The sequence below is a fragment of the Sinanaerobacter sp. ZZT-01 genome, from assembly GCF_035621135.1.
In the GTDB taxonomy this organism is placed as follows: Bacteria; Bacillota; Clostridia; order Peptostreptococcales; family Anaerovoracaceae; genus IOR16.
On the sequence record NZ_CP141728.1, the window covers coordinates 116,037 to 136,793 of the forward strand.

A 20,757-nucleotide genomic window follows, 5' to 3' on the forward strand; every position below is an offset into this window, starting at 1 on the left:
TAAACTTCCCTATTCTTCATCTAAAACTCCTTTTATCTGTTCTTTCATTTCTGAAGATAAGGAATCCAGCAGACGATTTCCGGAAGTCTCATTTAATTTTTTATATTCCTGTCTCATTCTCTCATTTACTGCTTCAATCTCCAGTTTTAGCTCTCTTGCAGATAAAAGAAGGCTGCCTGCTCCCCTTACGATCATTTGCTGCAAACCATCTGATGTTGCCACTGTAATTTTATATTTCCCTTTGTTATCAAAAGCAAATTTTTCAATATACTGATCGGCTGGCTGTGCTTCTCTTGTATATACCATACGGATATTATGGTAATCTATCATCTCTTCCCTATGCCCCTGGACACGGTATGCATCAAACACAACTATAATTTTACATTGCTGCATTGCCTGATAATTGCTCAACACATCTAAAAGTTCTATTCTTGCGCCGTCCATATTTTTCTCTGCAATTTCTTTCAGTTCAGGCCATGCATAAATGATATTATATCCATCTACCAAGAGGTATTCTTCGTCTGTTTCCTTCCTGCCGATCAATCCAATCGTTTCTTCAAACTCAGCACGAGTGATCTTTTCCCGTTCTCGTTTCCATGCCGATTTTTTCCCTTGATTGGCATAAAAAGTTTTTTGCATGATATGCTTAATCTCTTCTAAGCTAATTCCCTTCTTCTGCTCAAACTGCATTTGTGAACGCTCTTGTTTCAATACATCTGCTTTCTCTGAAAGGAATCTTTCTACGTGCATATATTTTTTTACTTCATCCCATTGAACCAAAAATCCCGTACCATTTGCACAAAATACAGAACCGGTTGGATTTTCAAGATCACGCTCAGAATCATAATCCATCCTCTCCTTTACCTCCGCTTCATTCTGACATAGATCATAGCTCTTTAGTCTGCAAAACAGTCTTCCGAGACCCCTTGTATAAGCCGTGACCTCTTTTTGATAATTTTGCATAAGAGAAACAGGTGCACTGCCGGTAAGAACGGTTACTCCGTTTTCTGTACGCAGAATTTCACTCGTTCCTTTCATCTTCTCAATGTCTGACATTGCTCTTCCTATCATTCTTTCAGGCAACTCCAGCTGAAAACTGTAAAAAGGCTCCAGTAAAAGGGATTTTGCTTCTTTTAACCCTTGGCGGACCGCACGGTAAGTAGCTTCTCTAAAATCGCCTCCCTCTGTGTGTTTACTATGCGCTTTTCCCGATACTAAGGTTATCTTCATATCTGTAATCGGTGAGCCTGTCAATACCCCTTTATGCACTTTTTCTTTTAAATGAGTTAAAATAAGTCTCTGCCAATTCCCTGCAAGAATTTCTTCACTGCATTTTGTAAAAAACTGTAAACCACTGCCTCGTGCTGCCGGCTCTAATAATAGGTGAACCTCTGCATAATGCCTTAGCGGCTCAAAATGGCCAACACCTTCTATAACATCCGCAATGGTTTCCTTATATACAATTTTCCCTTCTCCAAAATCCACTTTAACATCAAAGCGGTCTTGAATGATATTCCGCAAAATTTCAATCTGTACCTCTCCCATTATCTGCACCTGAATTTCTTGTAACGCCTCATTCCAAGCAATATGCAGTGTCGGTTCCTCCTCTTCCAGTTGACGCAGTTTCGGAAGAATAACCTGTGGATTACACTCCTTTGGAAGTATCATCTGATAAGAAAGCACGGCCTCCAGCAACGGTGCGTTTGCTGCTGCTTCAAATCCTAGACCATCTCCCGCTTGTGCCTGATTCAGTCCTGCTACTGCACAGATCGAACCCGCTTCAATCTCACTGACGGTCTCAAATCTTTCTCCCGAATAAATGCGGATTTGATTCACCTTTTCTTCCCACATAGGATTGACCAATCGGTCTTTTACTTGAAGGTTTCCACCTGTAATTTTCATATGTGTGAGGCGTACTCCCTGTTCATCTCTAGATATTTTAAAAACCTTAGCTCCAAACTCATTTGAGTACTTTGGCGCAATCGCATAATCGGAGATGCCTTTCATAAAGGTTTCCACACCTTTTAATTTTAAGGCAGAGCCAAAATAACAAGGAAATACTTTTCTGTTCTTCACTGCTTGTCTTATCTGCATCATTTCAATTGTTCCGAACCTCAAATAGCTTTCCATCAGTCCTTCCTCACACAGAGCCAATTCTTCATAAAAGTGATTTGATGATGGGATTCCAAACTCTAGGCATCTTTCATCTAACTGTTTTCTAATTTCTTCTATGAGTTCCTCTTTATCGATGCCTTCCCTGTCCATTTTATTGACAAACAAAAATATAGGGATTTGATACCGTTTCAACAGATGCCATAAAGTCTTAGTGTGTCCTTGAATGCCATCGGCTCCGTTTATCAGTAATACAGCATAATCCAGCACTTGAAGCGTTCTTTCCATTTCAGCTGAAAAATCTATATGGCCTGGAGTATCCAGCAGCGTAACTTTTAGATCATTCATTTGAAACAAGGCTTGTTTAGAAAATATAGTAATCCCTCTTGCTTTTTCTATATCATATGTGTCTAAATACGCACTGCCGTTATCGACTCGTCCCGGTTTTCTTATTTTCCCGCTGAGATAAAGCATACTCTCTGACAATGTCGTCTTTCCTGCATCTACATGCGCTAATATTCCGATTACTAATTTTTTATCCATTTACTCTAATCCTTTATTCTTCTTAATACCAACTGAAAAGTCCACTTACTTTACCACACTAATCTGATTGCGCCCGTTCGTTTTTGACATATAAAGCGCCTTATCTGCACGCTCCAGTGCTTCAATGAAGTCCAAATCATCTTCTCTGAAAAAAGAGATGCCCATAGATAACGTAACTACGACCTGTTTATTTTGAATTTGTATTTTTAAATCAGCAATTGATAACAGTATCCGTTCACATAGAGCAATCAGCTGCGCCTCTTTCAAATCCTTTAAAATTAAAATAAATTCATCTCCACCCCATCGTATAATATGGTCCGACTCCCCGATCATGCATTTTATGTTTTTAACTATTTCAATCAAAACAAAATCACCTGCGTCATGTCCATAATTATCGTTTATATTTTTAAATAAATCTATATCCAGCATAACAATACCAAAATAAGCACCATCTTGACGATACTGCATTAAAGCATTTGTTAATTCCGCTTTACCGCCTCTTCTATTTTCGGCTTTTGTAAGAGTATCTTGGTTCATTTCATATTCCATCATTTTTTTTGAATGACGATAGTAGAGTTTTTCAACCAAAACAATCAATGCGTAGCTAAGAATCAGGATAATCATAAACAATAAAAGCAGTATCCTCGTAATCTTTGAAGCAAGTGCCTTGCTCTCTTCATTGGTATGATCAATAACAGCTTGTAAATCATCTAAATAGACGCCCATAGCAATAATCCAATTATAATCTTTATATAATTTTGCATACGCCAATTTTTCAGAAATTATCGCACTGTCCATTTCTTTAAAGTAATAAGTAATAAACAGCTCCCCATCTTTTTTAACTCCTTCAAGCTCTTCCAAATATGGTAAATTGCCTTTTATATCCCGTATATTTGTAGAGAGATACATCCCCTCTGTCTTCAGTAGATTCGGATGCACCCTTCGAATTGCATAATTGGTTCCGCCTTCATAATTAATAATCTCATTTACCCATATATACGAACCGCCATCAAACTTTGCATTTCGAATGATATCGGCAATTTCTTCTTTAACAAGACTATCCATATACTCCTTGCTGACTCCCAAAAGGATCGTTTCATGTTCACTTGAGAGCGTTCGATAGGCACACAGATCATCAGAAACGCTCCGCAAGGTATCTTCCCATGAATTTTTGGCAGAATTTTTCGAATCATATACTGCATAATTTCCAGTATGGTTCCATACAAGGATCGTCATAAAACCATAATCTGGATGGTTCTGAAAAAAATTGGTCACGAATTCATTAAACTCGCTGTCAGTTAGATATATTTTAAGTTGCATCATCTCATATGTTTGATTCACAACTTTTTCAAACAGTTCGGTTTTTCTTTTTCTTTTTAGATCAATTTCAGAGATTAAATTGTCAACGGTGTTTTTTAAAAAATCTTTTTTAGTAGAATAAATCATTTCATTTGTCGTACTGATGTATATATCACCGATTCTGTTTATAGAAAACAAGTAAAAAATAATACATATAAAACATAAGACACTGACAATTGCGATTGATAGCAACGTATATCTGCGCTTTATAACACATCCCTCCGTTCTCTTCCAGTCTTGTGCGGTTTGTATTTCTATAATTTTTAATAAGGTAAAAACGATGGCTAACAGTTTATTATTCTTTATATTATACATGCTCCAAGACAACTTTTCTATAAATACCGATATCCAACAACAATTTGCCTCTATCTGTTTATTAAAAAACTCAAGCCGGAAAAATAAAAAAAGAATGGGTGCTTTATCCATCGAAACAATTTATTTTTGTCTATAAAAAATGTTAAAATAAAATGAGAAAAATAAACGTATCTTAATTCAAAATTCAAATCGTTTTCAAATTGGCGACCTCTTATTGACAGAGTTGAAAAAGCGTGGTATATTCATAACATCGTTTTATAACAACGTTATAAATATATCATGAGAAAGAGTGAAAAAATGGCAAAACAAATAAAAGGTGTTACGGATAAATTATTATTTTGTGCAAAGGAAGAGTTTTTGGAAAAAGGGTTTAAAGATGCTTCTCTCCGTGTCATTGCAGAAAATGCAAATACAAGTACGAGCTCCATCTACACCCGATTTAAGGATAAAGAAGGCTTATTTCATGCCATTGTAAAATTAGCAGCAGACAACTTTAAACAAAAATTTCAAGAAGCTCTTGATACATTTGATCAAATGTCCCCTGTAGACTGGGATAAAATGATGGAATTTACAGATAAGCATCTAGAATCTCTTCTAAATATAATCTACGAGGATTTCATTGCTTTCAAGTTACTCGTCTGTCATTCAGAAGGGACTGTATTCTCGGACTTCATACATGAGATTGTTGAACTTGAAGTAACATACACAATCAAGTATATTGAATCCATTGGAAATGATGCTATTATGGCAAAACGCCTCACTCCAGAGCTCCTGCACATTTTATGCAGCTCCTATTGGTCAGGTATTTTTGAGGTTGTTGTTCACGACATGAGTAAAGAGAATGCATCCATATACTTCAATCAGCTGATGCGGTTTTTCCGCTGTGGATGGAAAGATATTTTCTGGGCAACTGATTCCATTTAAACTCTTACAGGCGGTTCAAAAGCCGCCTAAAAATATATCAAATAGTTAGCCTTTTCTAACAATAGGAGAAAATTTATGAAACAAATAGTAGATACTAGAACAAAACTGCTCACTGAAAAACCATTTCATCTAATGGTTTCACTCAGTCTTCCCGGCATCATCGGCATGCTTGTAATTGGTCTGTATAATTTTATGGACGCCGTTTTTGTCGGCCAAATGATTTCACCACAAGCAATGGGTGCAGTAACGGTTGCCTACCCATTCACATTGGTAAATAACGCAATTGCTACCTTGCTGGGCGTCGGGTCTGCTTCTATATTATCCAGAGCCATTGGTGAAAAAGACCAAAAAACAATTGATAAAATTATGGGTAATCTCATTATGAGTGTGCTGATTCTCTCTACTTTAGTCACCATATTAGGAATGATATTCACTCGTCAAATTTTACTAATCTCCGGTGCTCAGGGTGAAATCCTTGAAAACGCTACCGAATATCTACGCATTATTTTTATCGGTTCCATCTTTGTTAACTTTGCACAATCCGCAAATATGGTTATGCGAGGAGAAGGCCTTTTGAAACGTTCTATGATGATTATGGGAATCGGCGCTATGCTAAATCTTTTATTAGACCCTATTATGATTCATCTCACACAAAATGTTTCCGGTGCTGCTTATGCAACCGTTATCGCACAAGTAATACAAGCATTTATCACAATCTGGTATTTTCTAAAGAAAAGTAAAAATGTGCGTATCCACGCAATTCGTCTGGATAAAAGATTGATGTCAGAAGTACTTTCCGTAGGCGTCTCAGCCATGCTTATGCAGCTCATGCAGCTGATTCAGCAGACGCTTATGTACAACACTGCTGCAAGCTATGGCGGTGACGAATGGCAAATCATCTTAGGAGCCTGCCTAAGAATCCAAGCATTCGCTTTTATCCCTCTTTGGGGAATCAGTCAAGGGTTTCAACCTGCTGCTGGCACAAATTACGGAGCAAAAGAATATCTTCGTGTTAAAAAGCTTACAAAAACATTTATTTTAGGGACATTCGTTTTTTCCCTGCTCTTTTATTTGCCTGTCATGGCCTTTCCAAAAGCTATGTTGTCCATGTTTATTACAGAGACAAATACCGTTTTGCTGGGCGTCAGCAGCCTTCGTTTGTTCTTTTCCACCTATATACTGCTTGGCGTTATGATTTTATCGATTACGCTCTTCCAGTCTCTAGGCAAAGGCGGAATTGCTGCAGCACTGACTTTACTCCGTCAAATCGTATTTTTCATTCCGCTTGCCCTCGTCCTTCCTAAAATCGGAGGGCTAGGAATTTCAGGTGTATTTTTAGCTCCGGTACTTACAGATGTTGGAGTATTAGCGCTTTCCTCCATACTAATTATTAAAGAGTTTAACAAAATGAGCCATCTGGAGCATAAGCTGTCCGCATCTGCTTAAATAAAAACTTCGAAAACCTTTCTCTTTTCCTATTTTTCAGGTTATACTATAGGTATGATTGCAGGTTTTGCTGCATCATCCTTACTTACGGATTGATATAAACTGCATATTGTATAGAATCACCAATCTTTAAATACGGAGGAATAGAAATGGAAAAACTTACATTTACAATGGAAAATTATCTTGAGGCCATTTATGAACTATCCAAACAAGGTTCCGGAGCGCGCGTATCGGATATTGCAGAACGAATGTCTGTGACGAAAGCCAGTACTAACAGCGCGATGTCGACGCTCGCTGAAAAGGGACTGATTACCAATGAAAAATACAGGGAGATATTTCTCACTCCAAAGGGCTATAAAATAGCAGAATTTACAGCACAAAAGCATAAGGTCATACAAGAATTCCTAATCAATATATTGAATGTAGATCCGGGCATCGCAACAGAAGACGCCTGTGCCATAGAACATGTAATCAGCAGCAACTCCATTTCAGCAATGCAGGAATATATGAAGCAAAACAAATAACAACGCATAATTAACTAATACCACCCGTTTTGGACTGAACCCCAAATGTTAGACAGTTTATTATGCAATCTTTAGGGACTGAATCCTGTACTGTACAGGACTTAGTCCTTTTAATTTACTTTTAATCCGTCTGTTATTGTAATAGTATATGTAACTTTCAAGCTCTAAAATAAAATGTTCTGTGCTTTCAAATTTATGTTTGTAAAACATTTCTGTCTTTAATATGCCAAAGAAATTCTCCATGACTGAATTATCCAGACAATTTCCTTTTCTGGACATACTTTGCTTAATGCCTTTTTCTTTTAATCTAAATTGATATTTTTTCATCTGATATTGCCAACCTTGGTCAGAATGCAGAAGAAGGTCTATATTATTAGGTATTTTTTTAAACGCTTTATCTAGCATATCCATTGTTTGACTAAAATTAGGGCTTCTAGATATGTTGTAACTAATGATTTCACCATTGTATAAATCTAGAATTGGTGATAAATATACTTTCTCTCCATGTAACGAAAATTCTGTTACATCTGTTACCCACTTTTGATTTGGCTTATTAGCTTTAAAGTTTCGCTGTAGAAGGTTTGGTGCTACTTCTCCAACTTCACCTTTGTAGGAGCGATATTTTACTTTTCTTATTTTACATTTAATACCATTTCTATTCATTAGTTTTAAAACTGTTTTATGATTAATGTTATACCCTTGATTTTTCATCTCAAGTGTAATTCGTCGGTAACCGTATCTTCCTTTATTATCATGAAAAATTCGCTTAATACATTCTTCTACCTCAGCATATTTGTTCTGTTGTTTCATACGCTTTAGATAATAGTAAAATGTACTCCTTGGCATTTTTGCGAATGTCAACAAATCCGTCAATTTGTGTATCCGCCTTAATTCATCAATGACGGTAGCTATTTCCCATTCTCTCGGGCAATTCTTTCCTGAACTAAGGCATTTAATTTTTTTAGGTAATCATTCTCCATACGTAAACGCTGAACTTCTGCAATAAGATCTTCTTTTGTCTGCTCATTCATCTGTTTTGGTTTTGCTTGTTTTTTAGTATCCATGTTTTTACAACGACCTCTACGCTCTTGGCTAAGAGCAGCAGGTCCCTCCTCGTAATATATACGTTCCCATTTGCTAACAGTAGGATGTTGCGGGATGTTGAACTTTCTAGCTGTTTGTCTTATTGAAAGACCGTTTTCATGCATATATTCTATAACCTTAACCTTAAAATTTCCATCATAATATTGGGCTTTTGAAACAATTCCTTCAATTCCTAAGGCTTCATAATAGCTAACCCACCTTTTAATGACAGATACATCTGTATTATATAGTAGTGCTACTTCTTTCTTTGACAGATGTTGCTCAATAACCATGGTTACTGCTTTCATGCGATCCTCATCAGAGAACTTCCTTCTTCTAGACATAAATAATGCACCTCCAAAAATTAGATTTTAATGTCTAACATTTGGAGTGCACTTCATTTCAGGTGGTATTGTTTTACTTTACCTTCCATTTTTGTTGCTCATTTCTTACAAGCCTCTTCCCTGCCACCGTTAAAACTTAAAATTTTAACTGATTATTCTTCAAATAAAGGTGTGCTAAAATACCGCTCTGCTGTATCCGGTAGTACCGTAACCACTGTTTTCCCCTTACCCAATTTCTTAGCTAAAGTGAGTGCTGCCGCTACGTTAGTTCCACTGGAAATCCCGCACATAAGACCTTCCTTTTTAGCCAAATCTTTCGATGTCTGAATTGCTTCAAAATCTGAAACCATATATAGGTGGTCATAGATGCTCTGATTCAAGTTTTTCGGAATCACACCGTCACCAATACCCATTTGCAGATGAGTACCAACCGTTCCTCCTGCCAGAATTGCTGCATTTTCCGGCTCTACTGCCCAAATTTCAATTTCCGGATTCTGTGCTTTTAACACTTCTCCAATACCTGAAATCGTACCTCCAGTCCCTACTCCCGAACAAAATCCATGGATGGGACCTTCTACCTGCTCTAGAATCTCTATACCAGTCTGATATTTGTGAACCATAGGATTCGCCGGATTCTCGAACTGCTGAGGAACAAATACTTTTGGGTTTTCTTTTTGCATTTTCAAAGCCGTAGCCAAGCATTCTTCAATGCAAGCTCCGATGTCACCCGCATCATGAATTAAAATCACCTCTGCACCATAGTGCTTAACAAGCTTTCTACGTTCTTCGCTAACTGAATCCGGCATTATAATAATTGTTCGATAACCTTTTACTGCACCAATCAGTGCAAGACCAATTCCTTGATTGCCACTGGTCGGTTCCACAATAATCGTGTCCTCTTTAATAAATCCTTGACGCTCCGCTGTCAGAATCATATTATACGCTGTTCTTGTTTTAATTGAACCGCCCACATTTAGACCTTCAAATTTAACAAGCACATCTGCGCCGTCAGGATCAGGCATATGCATCAGCCGAATCATTGGCGTATGGCCAACAGCATCAAGAATATTATCGTGTATCATATTACTACCTCTTTCCGCGATTTCTATATCGTTCTATTTTATATAAAAAACCAAAATTGGTTCCTTTTCCGACTATTTCTATTTATATTTTTTCTAATCGAATCAATTCTATTATAATACAAAATCCGCTGAAACGAAGATTCTTTTTTATAAGAAAATAATTGCAAGTCAATCTTGTTGTCCGGCGAAAAAATACCTGCTTTTTCTAAGCAGGTATCTTCAAATCAAAAGTAATGATCTTTCTTATTATCCTTCTTTACAATCCTCTTTCGAACAATTCTCTTTCGAACAGTTCTCCGCATGTACACAGCATTTTCCTTTACAGCCATACTTCCTCGATGCATAGTTTAATTTTCTGCACATGGAGCAAAGCGTTTCGTGGCTCACTACATTCTCCATTTCAAAAGCATCCTGCTCTGCTGTCGCTTCATTAATATGAAGTTTTTCAATTAAGAAGCATTTTATAATATTTAACTTGTCTACAATTAACACTGCCTGCTGCAAGCCTTCATCGGTAAGATATACCAGCCGATTCTCATCCCTGTCCACAAGCCCGCTTTTTTCTAAATTTCTCATTGCCACACAAACACTTGCTTTCGAAATATCAAGCGTTTCCGCAATATCTGACACACGAATCCCCATATTACCATAAGATAATTCATGAATTGTCCGAATATAATTTTGCATGGAAAATGTAAGATGAAACACTCAACGTACCTCCAATCCCAAATGCACCCAACAACTTAGTTAGCGTATGCTAACTAAGTTTATCACGAATTTTGTATTCTGTCAATATCCTTTGGTATTTCCAGCATTTTAATATAGAAAGCAGAGAAATTTATTTCTCTGCTTTCTATATAGATACCCTGTTCCATTCAAAAGAAATTTTATTCCCAATCTCGAATTTTCTCAGTGTCTTTAATCGTATTTTGCTTGGACTCAGCCAATTCCTTTATAGATGATCCCTAAAATGAAAATCAGAATTGTGATTGGTACGTAAACGTACTTTGCAACCACTGCATAGTGTTTTGGTAATTTCTTTGTTCTCCCGCAGTTCAATTCATCCTCAATTTTATTCATACCTAAGATATAATAAATAGATACTGCACCGAAAACCGCACCAAACGGGACGACTAGGATAGTAATAAAGTCCATAAACTTTCCGACGTTTACTTCATTTTCTAAAAATACACCAATCACAAAAGATAGGGCTACACTGATAAAGGCCGCTGTCTTTCTTGATATCTTATGCTTATGCTGCAAGCTCTCAATAACTGCTTCAAACATGTTGATTAGTGAAGTGATTCCAGCCAGAAGCACGGAGAAAAAGAAGATGCAGGCAAACACTCTTCCGAACGCAATCTGTCTGAAAATATCTGGTATTACTAAAAACATTAAAGAAGGACCAGCGGTCGGCTGAATCCCGAACGCAAAAACAGCCGGCATAATTGCAAGGGCTGACAGTAAAGCTGCTAATGTATCAAATACCGAAGTCTGCAGTGAAGCCTTTACTATATCTTCTTTTCTATCAAGGTAAGCTCCGTAAACAATCATACCCGATCCAGTAATGGATAGCGTGAAAAAGGCCTGCCCCATTGCCATAACCCACGTTTCAAGCTGCAATAAGGACTCCCACTTCGGAATAAATAAAAATCGGTACCCTTCCAATGCTCCCTGTAAAAAAAACACCCTAACCGCTAAGAAAGTAAAGAGCAGAAAAAACACCGGCATCAGTATTTTGCTGACACGTTCAATTCTCACTACCGAATCCGTAAATAAAATAAGCAACGCAATACTTAGAATAATTATATGCCAAAAAATACTTCCGAAGTTCCCTGTAGCCTGCGAAAAATACGCTCCGCTCTGCATCTGAAATAAATCTCCTGACAAAGAACCAAATAACGAACGTAGCACCCACCCAATTATAATTGCATAGCCAGTCGCAATTCCAAGAGAACCGATTAAAGGAATCCATCCTAATTTTCCACCGCCCGGAAATTTTGCATCCTTCCAGCAAGTCTCATATGCCCCTAAGGTTCCCGTTCGAGCCATCCTTCCAATTCCAAACTCTGCTGACAGGCCAACGTATCCAAATAAAAAAATAAAAAGCAGATACGGAATTAAAAATGCCGCTCCCCCATATTGACCAAGCCGATACGGGAAGAGCCATATATTTCCTAATCCTACCGCTGAACCGACACATGCAAGTACAAAACCCCACTTGCTTCCAAAAGTTCCGTTTCCAGCTGCTTCTACTTGTTTCTTCTGTTTCATAATCCACCTCTGAATATTTTAATATTGCACATCTGCATCCATTACTATATCATAGCAGTAAAGATAAATATAATTGATAATATAGATGATATTATCAATATTTTTGATACGAAAGGAATAAGATGGATTTTAAAAATATACAGACTTTTATAAAAGTAGCTGAATTAAAAAGTTTTTCACTCGCAGCATCCGAATTGGGTTATTCACAATCAGCCGTTTCTACTCAGATCTCCAATCTTGAGAAAGAGCTGGGTCATTTGCTTTTTGACCGCATTGGGCACAAAATTTCACTTACATCGGACGGTGTTCTATTTTTTCAATATACACAAAATATACAGATTCTAACAGAAGAACTCTATTCAAATTTAGATGGGGAAAATACGGATGTAAGCGGCACTGTTCGAATTGCAATGGCGGATTCGATCTGTACTTCCCTATTTCCAAACCTCCTGTCCGAATTTCAACAAGCTTACCCTAATGTAAAAATCATTATAAAAACCGGGATTACCTCAGATATTTTTAATTTTCTTTCACACAATGAAGTCGATATAGTCTGTACTTTAGATACCAAAATACAACGTCCCGATTTTATTATATTAAAGGAAGCACCTGTAAACATTAATTTTTATTTTTCTTCTAAACATCCCTTAGCGGATAAAAATGAAGTAAGTATTTCTGATATAAAGCAGTATCCGGTTTATCTTACAGAGGAAAACATCAGCTATCGAAAGGATTTGGAATACACCCTGTCTGAACTGAATGAATTCTTAGTCCCAACCTATGAAATCGGAAATGTTCAAGTAATAAAAGAGTTGATTTTAAATTCTCACGGTATCGGTTTTATTCCCGAATTCGTTGTAAAAAAAGAGTTGATGCAAAAATGGATACGCCCCATTCCCAGCCTTCATTTTCCGGTCACGGTTTGGGAACAGCTTTTATGCCATAGAGGAAAAGCGCTGACACCAGCTATGAAAGCACTGATTCAATTTATTCGCTTCTAACAATAAAAAGGCCGCTCATCTTGTCCCTTTTATAAGAAGAGCACCTGGATAAGCGGTTTTTTTTATCAATTTTTTATCGTTTAAGCCATGGATATAAATTCGGAAAAATCCATGTTCAATGCTTCTTTCAGCTCCATTAGATCAGCCTTTGTCTCAATATATAAAAAGGCAAACACCGGATATTCATGAAAATCAATTTCCCTCATTTCAAGTACCTTCCTAAATTTAGAAGATACCCCTTTATAATCAAACGATTTTATGGATTTTCCTTGCAATCTTTTTGGAACATCAACCAAAACAAGGCTGTACACCCTTTCGTCTTTCTTGTTTAAAATTTTCTCCCAATCCGGCTTTTTATCTGCAAAAAAGTATTCATAGACGTTGATCCCATAAGCAAAATAGGCGATATCAGTAACGCACCATCCTGCAAATCGCATCGGGTTAAATTCAATCGGAAGCACTGTTTGATTTTGATCGATACGCACCTCCACATGGACAGGAAAATTTTGAAATTCAGCAAGATCTCCAATATTTTTTAATATATTCTCAAAGGTTTTCAAATATGTAAGAATGATTTCCTTCGACGTATAATATACGCGGTCACTTACATCCGTACTCGACGAAAACGGATGCTTGAGAATATCTAAAATAACCGGCATTCCCTTTGCATCATAATATGCATCGATCGCAAATTCCTCACCGTCAATACACTCTTCGATAATAAATTTAGAGGAATCCATCACCTCATTCGGATACAGTCCCTCAGCCGACTGAACATCACGAATCAAGCAATCGACCACTTTTTCCCAATCTTTGTCGCTTTCTACTTTGTAAACACCAATACTGAAAAAGCCAACCGCAGGTTTTATAATGAAAGGCTTTTTCAGGCAGGTAACATCGAGGCTTTTAATATCCTCAAAAGCAACCTCACGAAAATAAAAGTCTGGATACAGAGGCTTTATCTTCTCTCTGAATTTTATTTTATCCTTACAAAAATGGATATAGCCAGGAATCTTCGTATCCAATAAATTCTCTGAAATCTTATTGATGGAATTCTCTGAATTACAATAGAGCTTCAAAGGGTTTTGTTCCTTTGCCATGCAGAAAAAGTCATTCTCAGAAAGCAAATTCAAATTTTGATTCTGCACTAAATTACAGATACCTCCATTATCTAAAATAGGTATCTTCCTATCTTCAGCCGTTTTCTTCAAAAAATCTGAAGCATAAGGCTTATCCAATATCAGCATATATAACTCCTTTCAAAAATAGGAATTTATTTTTTATGATATTATATTCCATTTTTTGTTCTGTGAAAACCTATAATCGGAATTCTGTATGCAAAATCAGACATGAAATCCATTTATACTTTATTTCTCTATTCTCTTAAAAGCGGCATAGAACCGGTCAGCTTATTTACCTTTTTTTTATCACCGTAAATCGCAATACCTAAATATTCATATTCTTCCTGCGGCGTACGTGCAGCTTTGTTTTCATATTCGCTGTAAATGTTACAACATTGTGCCACATTAGAAAAATCAACCACGATCAAGTCCTCAAATTCAGAATCGTATAACTTTTTCCTCATACTTTTTAAAAGTTCTTTATTTCCCTTAAGCATTGCAATTGGTATCGTTACAATCCCCAGATGCGTTTTCCTTTCTGCATCGGTGATATCCTCCCCAACGATATGTGGGATTTTTTTACCCAATGTAACACCCAGTATCGCCGATGTATTTGCAATAATTCCAATTGGTAAATCAGAATCAAATACCATAACGCATTTTTCTTTATTTTGACCCATCTGTCGTTTCTCCTCTTTCTTTTTTTAAACTCTTTTTCGTTCCTAAAAAGACCTTCCTGCACTTCATTTCTTTTTAAAAATTCTTAAATATATTTTGATATTGTTTTGGCGTCAATCCAATGAATTTCTTGAAAAATCTCGAAAAATGACTTTGATCGCTAAAACCCGTCTGCAAAGCAGCTTCTAACGGAGAAATCCCTTCTTCCAGCATCTTCTTTGCTTTGTCAATGCGTATGGTCTCCAGATAACTATACGGTGAAATTCCTCTTTGTTTGGTAAAGGTACGCAGCAGATAATATTTACTTAAACCGATCAAGTCACTCAAGTCATTGAGGGTAATATTTTTCATATAGTTTTCCTCTAAGAACTCGCAAACGGCTCTGACTTCTGTGCTTTCTTCTGTCTGAAACAGTACCGTATCCTGCTCTGCAAATTCTTCTATAAGCTGCTCCAAAAGGAAGAAAAACACTTCCTCCTTGTGAAACCCCTTCTCTTCCTGTAAAAGCATCAAATGCAATTCTCTCAAAGAGCTTGCCAGTTCACTGCGAAAAATAACAGGAGTCTCAAAATAAGGTAAATAATTTTTTCCGGTAATATCAAAAACGGCATCACGCATCACCTCTGGACGAATGTTTACGCAGCGATAATCCAGCGTTTTTCCGTCAATCTGTTCACACGCATGATTATCTCCGGGATTAAATAAGGTCAGGTCTCCAGGTTCAATCGTATACTCCTTATTTTTACATGACAAATACCGATAACCGCTTTCAATAAATCCAATGACATAATAATCGTGAAAATGATTGGGAAACTTCTGCATAATCCCTTGAAAATGATAAGCCTCTATTTTTAATTCTGCATCGTATTTCACAGTTCTTATTTCTTTTACCAACGTACTGACTCCTTTCAAACTGCTTATTTTTTACTTTATCACAAAACTAGGCAAGATGATTGTACGATATTGCTCTTGCAAATAATAATATACTATGCTATAGTTAGCTATAGCTAACTATAGCATGGAGGATATTTATTATGGAAAAATACTATATCGAACAATCTGATCTAAGCAAGCTGTATTATCGCATCTACGGGAATGGAGAGCATACGATTCTTTTGCTGCACGGTCTTGTGGGCGGTTCTTGGCTAGGTGAAGAGTGGATCAATGCCATTGAACGCTCGAATGTCCGCTGCGTTGCTGTTGAACGTCCTGGCTACGGAGATTCCTCTGCGGTTCATATGGAGTCGGTAAGAGACTGGACACCTCTTGTCCAATCTCTTCTTCAAAAATTAAACGTTTCTTCGGCAGATGTAATCGGCTGCTCAGCCGGCGCTCCCTATGCATATGCTACCGCGTTAGCAGCACCGAATAAAATAAACAAAGTGTTTATTTTAGGTGGAGTTCCCGCAGTGTATGAATCAAAGATTCTGCACCATTATCGATTAGAAGATCAAGAGGCTTATTACGGCTTTATTCATCAAACACAAGGGAACCTTCAAAAAGATTATGTAAAACAAATGGAAGCCGCACTTCACCAATTTAAAGATACAAATATCAGCTATATCATAAACACTTTGAGAGAAATCCTTGCACAGCGTTGCTTTGGAATGGCTCAGGAAAGCAGACTTCAAATCCTTCCTTGGAATCTTGAACTCTCTCAAATAAAAGCTCCTGTATACTTCTATCATGCAAAAGAGGACGAAATGGTTCCTTATTCTGCTGCAAGAGAAATGATAAAATTTCTAAATAATTGTGAATTCCACGAAGCGGATACTGCGGAAATTCCTTCCGATACAAGCACCCATATAGGAAGCATTACATGGAGTTTTCGCCACATCTTAGATACTTATTCAAATAATGCCGTAAAAAAATAAAAAGATATTTCCTATATACAATAACCATGACATAAGAGCACTCTTATGTCATGGCTATTTATTCTTCATGCTATCATAGAGATTTCGAATGGACTTAAAATCTTCCCAAGCCGCTTTTTTCTTCTTTTCATCACGCAAAATCGCTGCCGGATGGTACGTTGCGATTATATTAAATTTCCCTTTTTTATACCATACCCCTCTATTTTTGGTAATTTTAAAGTCGCTTTGGAGGATATTTCTAGCAGATACCGATCCTAAACATACGAGAATATCAGGATTTATTATCTTCACCTGCCATCTTAAAAATTCGATGCAGCTTCTGCACTCTTCTTCAAAAGGATTTCTGTTATTAGGAGGTCTGCACTTTACAATATTTGCTATATATACCTCTTCTCTCGTCAAATCAACGGCGTCCAGCATTCTGTCAAACAACTCACCCGCTCTGCCTACAAAAGGTCTTCCGGTTTGGTCCTCATGATATCCGGGTCCTTCACCAATAAACATAATTTGATTTTCTTCTTTTCCTTCTCCAAAAACCACATTTGTCCTTGTCTTAAATAACGGACATCCGTGACATTTTTTCACAATCGTTTCCAGTTCATTTAACTCATACATTGCCGTCCACCTGTCTGTCTAAAAAAACTCGTTCCTATTTTTTCTGTTCAATACATTCCGTCTAATTGATTATCATTATATTCCTTTTTGACTTGAAATCAAACAATGCTTCATTAAATTGGCGCTTATTTTTCTTTTTCAGGATCTTCGTTCAACCACAGATTTACAAGCTGTGCAGCTCCTCGATAACCGACCAGCGGCGGATCATAAGGATGAATTCTCCATTTTACATCAGGATTTGCAATTTGCATATCCAAACTGCGCCCTGCTAAAGCAAGTGCTTCTCCGCTTGTCATTAAATACCCTTTCTTATGATTCTTAACTGCTTCCATCCATTTTTCTTCACTGTAATAAGGAATTTCGCAATCCGTCACATTGGGAAGCGTAGACCAGCATTCGCCCTTTAAAAACGAAAACTCGTCCATTCCAAAAGATAAAATTCCTTTTACCACATCCGGATGTCCTCCCAGTGACAGTTTTGCACATTCCGGATGCATGTGTGTGATGTGTTGAAAAATTTGCCTTGAAGGCTCTATTTGCTCTCGAGTCTTACTTTCCTCTTCTCTAACAAATGCTTGATTCACTTGTAATTTACAGATTTCCGCAATGCGTTCAACCCACTTTGTAACCTCTTTAATGCCATAAGGACGTCCAAGCAAATACGGCGTACCGTGTGTGTTTTGCAGGTACTTAGCGGCGCTCTCTCCCTCCGCTCGTATTACAAGATTGATCTGTGCGCCACTCATTTTTTGTATTTCATCTACCGTTGTATCAGAAGTCATAATGCAAATGGGATCCATATTCAAAGCTCCCTTTAAAATACGCACCAACTCTGCTTTGTCAGCTTGAAATCGGAATAGATCCGCACAGGAACCAATTAAATTAAAATGAGGTTTTTTATCCATCTCACAAGGCTTTGAAATATTTTTAGCAAGATGAAGCAATGCTGCTTCAACACCTCGGCTTCCATAAACATCAAACCCCCCTGCACCGAAAGCAATCAAATTGATACCCGGATATTGAAGCCTAAGTTCCTCACATGCTGCCTCTAAATCAATTCCTGTAATATTAGGTACTGAAGAAGGCAGTAAAAAAACAGTCTTTACCTGATCTTTTTCTATCACGTGCTTTACCGTTCGATTTAATCGCTGAAGATTGCCAAGAGAGATATCCGTCTCATTCAGATGTGTCGAGTACAGTTTACATCCTCCGGTGACGCCGGCGCGGTTCAAAAAAACACGTCCATACATCATATGACCCATACATCCATATTCAATCAAAGCAGCATCTCGAATCGATGCCAACGTCCATAAAGTCCCCATTCTTCCCGACATCGGAGGACGGCATTGATATAGTCCCATTCTATTCACCTCCATAAGCAGACAACATCCTGCGAAGCAGTAAGGCTGTCCGTTCATAACCACATTTTCCATATAAGTCCTGAACCAGTGAGATTCCAAGTATTTTAGACAATTCAAGCTCTCCTATATAAAAATCAGGACACAAATATTCTAAAACGGCACGATCGTCTCGATCATTTACCATGTGGCAAATAACAGGGTCATATCCTTTTTCAACAATCTTATCTCTCCAATTCTTATCTTCCGGATAAAACTCTTCTACGTGTATTAGAATGGGACGCATTTGAAAATCTGCAAAATACAAAGCAAGCGGCAGCGGATCTATTGCACCCATTTGTGTGATTGCATAATCCATGCCTTGAAATGCTTCTGCTTTCTTCTCCAGCAACTCTGCTTCTTTTTTCCCTTCCTCAAAGCTCTCTTCCCATTCTATATTTAATAATTCACAGATTTGTAGATACACACATTCAATCTCAGACACCTTATATGCTCCATGAAGACTGATAAAAGGAACATTATGATGCTTGTGCATCCATTCCGCTAATGGATTCATGAACGGTGACAGTACCAAATTCAGCTTTGCATCCGGCGCCGCTATAAAATCCTGTAAATCAGATTTCGGTGCCAGCATTCGAAGCTGAAACCCTGCTTCCCTCAAAGCAGTGAGAAGGATTGGCTCTGCATCTTCCTGATCCGGCGAACGCCCAAGTACATTTATGGTATTACTCTTCTCTTTCACGGGCTCCATCAATTCTCCAAATGAAACTAAAGTTTTCCAGTATCCGGATGGGTAACTGTTTCCTTTGAAATGCCCCATAGCAACGTGAATTACTTTCATAGAAATTTTCGAACGCAGTTCCCATAGTATCCCTTCTATATCCTCTCCAATGACTTCCGGAACACAGGTCGTAATAACCAATACTGCGTTTGCACCTTCTTGCTCCATCTGCAGCAGTGCTTTCATCAGTCCTTCCCGAAATCCAAATACGACTTCATTCGCATCCAAAACATAACTGTAGTGAAGGGCATGTCTGCTGACTTCTTCATTCAAAATCATATTTCTGCTGTAGGTAGCGCACTCGGAAGTTCCGATTACTAAAGTTGACATTCCTTTTATTCTCGCACCGAGCGCAAGCGCCGTGTGCATCGGGCAGTGTTTTCCAGGATAGGCTGCTGGTGTTAAAAACCCAATTCCACTGTTAGACTGCACTTTGGAGAGGCACTTCAGATGTTTCAATTCAATCATACGCTAATCCCTCCACGCAAAAGCAGACTTGCAAGAGAACGATAATGCTTCGCCATATCACTTTCAGGAAATGCTTCAACAACGGTTTTTCCCTGCTGCTCCGCTAGTTGAACCTGCGGGTCGCGAGGTATGCGGTATAGAATATCAGTGCCGATTTCCAACGCCGCTTTTTCGACCAGTTCCAACTCTTTTTCAATATTTTTTCCATTTAGGATCAATCCTCTTAAAGCTGCATAGCCTCGCTTTGCAAAACTATTTACCGCGCTCGCAATGTTAGAAGCCGCATAAAGGGACATCATCTCTCCTGATGTTACAATGCAGACTTCATCGGCATATCCTCCACGAATCGGCATGGAAAATCCCCCGCATACAACATCACCAAGTACGTCGTACAGCACGACATCAGGATTGTAAGTTTCGTAGGCATTTAATTCCTCTAATTTTTCAAAAGCGGTAATAATACCTCTTCCCGCACATCCAACTCCCGGTACAGGCCCGCCTGATTCCACGCAAAAAACGCCGGTACTGCTTTTGACAACTAAATCTTCCAGCTCGACTTCTCCTTTTTTCCGAAGTGTGTCCAAAACAGTAGGAATATTACGCCCTTCTGTCAGATTTCTGGTAGAGTCCGCCTTAGGGTCGCATCCAATTTGTAAAACAGTAAGCCCTGATTCAGCCATTGCAGCGGAAACATTAGATACCGTAGTGGACTTCCCAATTCCTCCTTTGCCGTATATCGCAATTTTTCTCATATAAACTCCCTCTCTTATCTACTTTTATATAACAAAATACCGCTTTTAGCGATATTCCCTGTTCTTATAAAAATAGCAATCATACAAATCAGTTAGATATTTC

The 20,757-nt window shown here is 37.9% G+C and carries 18 protein-coding genes; 5 read left to right on the forward strand and 13 right to left on the reverse strand.

What is annotated here, in order from left to right; translation table 11 throughout:
* Positions 1 to 9: 9 nt before the first annotated feature.
* Positions 10 to 2,655, reverse strand: coding sequence for a translation factor GTPase family protein (locus U5921_RS00610; RefSeq protein ID WP_324824606.1), 2,646 nt, complete (start codon positions 2,653 to 2,655; stop codon positions 10 to 12).
* 45 nt (positions 2,656 to 2,700) lie between these two features.
* Entirely contained in the window at positions 2,701 to 4,329 is a 1,629-nt protein-coding gene (locus U5921_RS00615) for a diguanylate cyclase domain-containing protein (protein ID WP_324824607.1), read from the reverse strand.
* A gap of 297 nt (positions 4,330 to 4,626) precedes the next feature.
* Here U5921_RS00615 and U5921_RS00620 point away from each other — a divergent pair, with 297 nt between their 5' ends.
* The 3 genes from U5921_RS00620 (at position 4,627) to U5921_RS00630 (ending at position 7,223) form a co-directional block, all read left to right on the forward strand.
* Complete coding sequence (locus tag U5921_RS00620) at positions 4,627 to 5,253, forward strand: TetR/AcrR family transcriptional regulator (RefSeq protein WP_324824608.1); 627 nt, start codon at positions 4,627 to 4,629, stop codon at positions 5,251 to 5,253.
* A gap of 75 nt (positions 5,254 to 5,328) precedes the next feature.
* Positions 5,329 to 6,699: an MATE family efflux transporter gene (locus U5921_RS00625; protein WP_324824609.1), complete on the forward strand. Its 1,371-nt coding sequence runs from the start codon at positions 5,329 to 5,331 to the stop codon at positions 6,697 to 6,699.
* 149 nt (positions 6,700 to 6,848) lie between these two features.
* Complete coding sequence (locus U5921_RS00630; RefSeq protein ID WP_324824610.1) at positions 6,849 to 7,223, forward strand: metal-dependent transcriptional regulator; 375 nt, start codon at positions 6,849 to 6,851, stop codon at positions 7,221 to 7,223.
* Between the two features lie 60 nt (positions 7,224 to 7,283).
* On the opposite strand, the gene U5921_RS00635 is transcribed toward U5921_RS00630, so the two are convergent.
* The 4 genes from U5921_RS00635 to U5921_RS00655 all read right to left on the reverse strand — a co-directional run bounded on the left by U5921_RS00635 (position 7,284) and on the right by U5921_RS00655 (position 12,006).
* Positions 7,284 to 8,650, reverse strand: a protein-coding gene (locus U5921_RS00635; protein WP_417765010.1) for an IS3 family transposase whose coding sequence is annotated in 2 segments (ribosomal slippage) — positions 7,284 to 8,173 and positions 8,173 to 8,650 — 1,368 coding nt in all. Because the reading frame shifts where the segments join, the coding sequence is not laid out codon by codon here.
* 152 nt (positions 8,651 to 8,802) lie between these two features.
* The gene (gene cysK, locus U5921_RS00645) at positions 8,803 to 9,732 is read right to left on the reverse strand and encodes a cysteine synthase A (protein ID WP_324824611.1); all 930 of its coding nucleotides are present in this window, start codon (positions 9,730 to 9,732) and stop codon (positions 8,803 to 8,805) included.
* Positions 9,733 to 9,978: 246 nt separating this feature from the next.
* On the reverse strand, positions 9,979 to 10,440 hold the full coding sequence (locus U5921_RS00650) for a metal-dependent transcriptional regulator (RefSeq protein ID WP_324824612.1): 462 nt from the start codon (positions 10,438 to 10,440) through the stop codon (positions 9,979 to 9,981).
* A gap of 231 nt (positions 10,441 to 10,671) precedes the next feature.
* Positions 10,672 to 12,006 (reverse strand): sodium-dependent transporter, encoded by a 1,335-nt coding sequence (locus U5921_RS00655; RefSeq protein ID WP_324824613.1) that lies wholly within the window; start codon positions 12,004 to 12,006, stop codon positions 10,672 to 10,674.
* A gap of 122 nt (positions 12,007 to 12,128) precedes the next feature.
* Here U5921_RS00655 and U5921_RS00660 point away from each other — a divergent pair, with 122 nt between their 5' ends.
* The gene (locus U5921_RS00660) at positions 12,129 to 13,007 is read left to right on the forward strand and encodes a LysR family transcriptional regulator (RefSeq protein ID WP_324824614.1); all 879 of its coding nucleotides are present in this window, start codon (positions 12,129 to 12,131) and stop codon (positions 13,005 to 13,007) included.
* 80 nt (positions 13,008 to 13,087) lie between these two features.
* Here the strand turns inward: U5921_RS00660 and U5921_RS00665 are convergent, their stop codons facing one another.
* The 3 genes from U5921_RS00665 to U5921_RS00675 form a co-directional block, all read right to left on the reverse strand.
* The gene (locus U5921_RS00665; protein WP_324824615.1) at positions 13,088 to 14,254 is read right to left on the reverse strand and encodes an ATP-grasp domain-containing protein; all 1,167 of its coding nucleotides are present in this window, start codon (positions 14,252 to 14,254) and stop codon (positions 13,088 to 13,090) included.
* Positions 14,255 to 14,382: 128 nt separating this feature from the next.
* Positions 14,383 to 14,808, reverse strand: a complete 426-nt coding sequence (locus U5921_RS00670) for a DUF2000 domain-containing protein (protein ID WP_324824616.1) — start codon at positions 14,806 to 14,808, stop codon at positions 14,383 to 14,385.
* 73 nt (positions 14,809 to 14,881) lie between these two features.
* Entirely contained in the window at positions 14,882 to 15,700 is an 819-nt protein-coding gene (locus tag U5921_RS00675; RefSeq protein WP_324824617.1) for an AraC family transcriptional regulator, read from the reverse strand.
* A 140-nt stretch (positions 15,701 to 15,840) separates the two neighbouring features.
* Between U5921_RS00675 and U5921_RS00680 the strand changes: the two genes are divergently transcribed.
* Positions 15,841 to 16,680, forward strand: a complete 840-nt coding sequence (locus U5921_RS00680; RefSeq protein ID WP_324824618.1) for an alpha/beta hydrolase — start codon at positions 15,841 to 15,843, stop codon at positions 16,678 to 16,680.
* 54 nt (positions 16,681 to 16,734) lie between these two features.
* Here the strand turns inward: U5921_RS00680 and U5921_RS00685 are convergent, their stop codons facing one another.
* The 4 genes from U5921_RS00685 to U5921_RS00700 form a co-directional block, all read right to left on the reverse strand.
* Positions 16,735 to 17,295, reverse strand: a complete 561-nt coding sequence (locus tag U5921_RS00685; RefSeq protein WP_324824619.1) for a uracil-DNA glycosylase — start codon at positions 17,293 to 17,295, stop codon at positions 16,735 to 16,737.
* 125 nt (positions 17,296 to 17,420) lie between these two features.
* The gene (locus U5921_RS00690; protein WP_324824620.1) at positions 17,421 to 18,656 is read right to left on the reverse strand and encodes a nitrogenase component 1; all 1,236 of its coding nucleotides are present in this window, start codon (positions 18,654 to 18,656) and stop codon (positions 17,421 to 17,423) included.
* 1 nt (position 18,657) lies between these two features.
* On the reverse strand, positions 18,658 to 19,902 hold the full coding sequence (locus tag U5921_RS00695) for a nitrogenase component 1 (RefSeq protein ID WP_324824621.1): 1,245 nt from the start codon (positions 19,900 to 19,902) through the stop codon (positions 18,658 to 18,660).
* On the reverse strand, positions 19,899 to 20,654 hold the full coding sequence (locus U5921_RS00700) for a nitrogenase iron protein NifH (RefSeq protein ID WP_324824622.1): 756 nt from the start codon (positions 20,652 to 20,654) through the stop codon (positions 19,899 to 19,901). The genes U5921_RS00695 and U5921_RS00700 overlap by 4 nt, the downstream gene beginning before the upstream one ends.
* Positions 20,655 to 20,757: the final 103 nt, after the last annotated feature.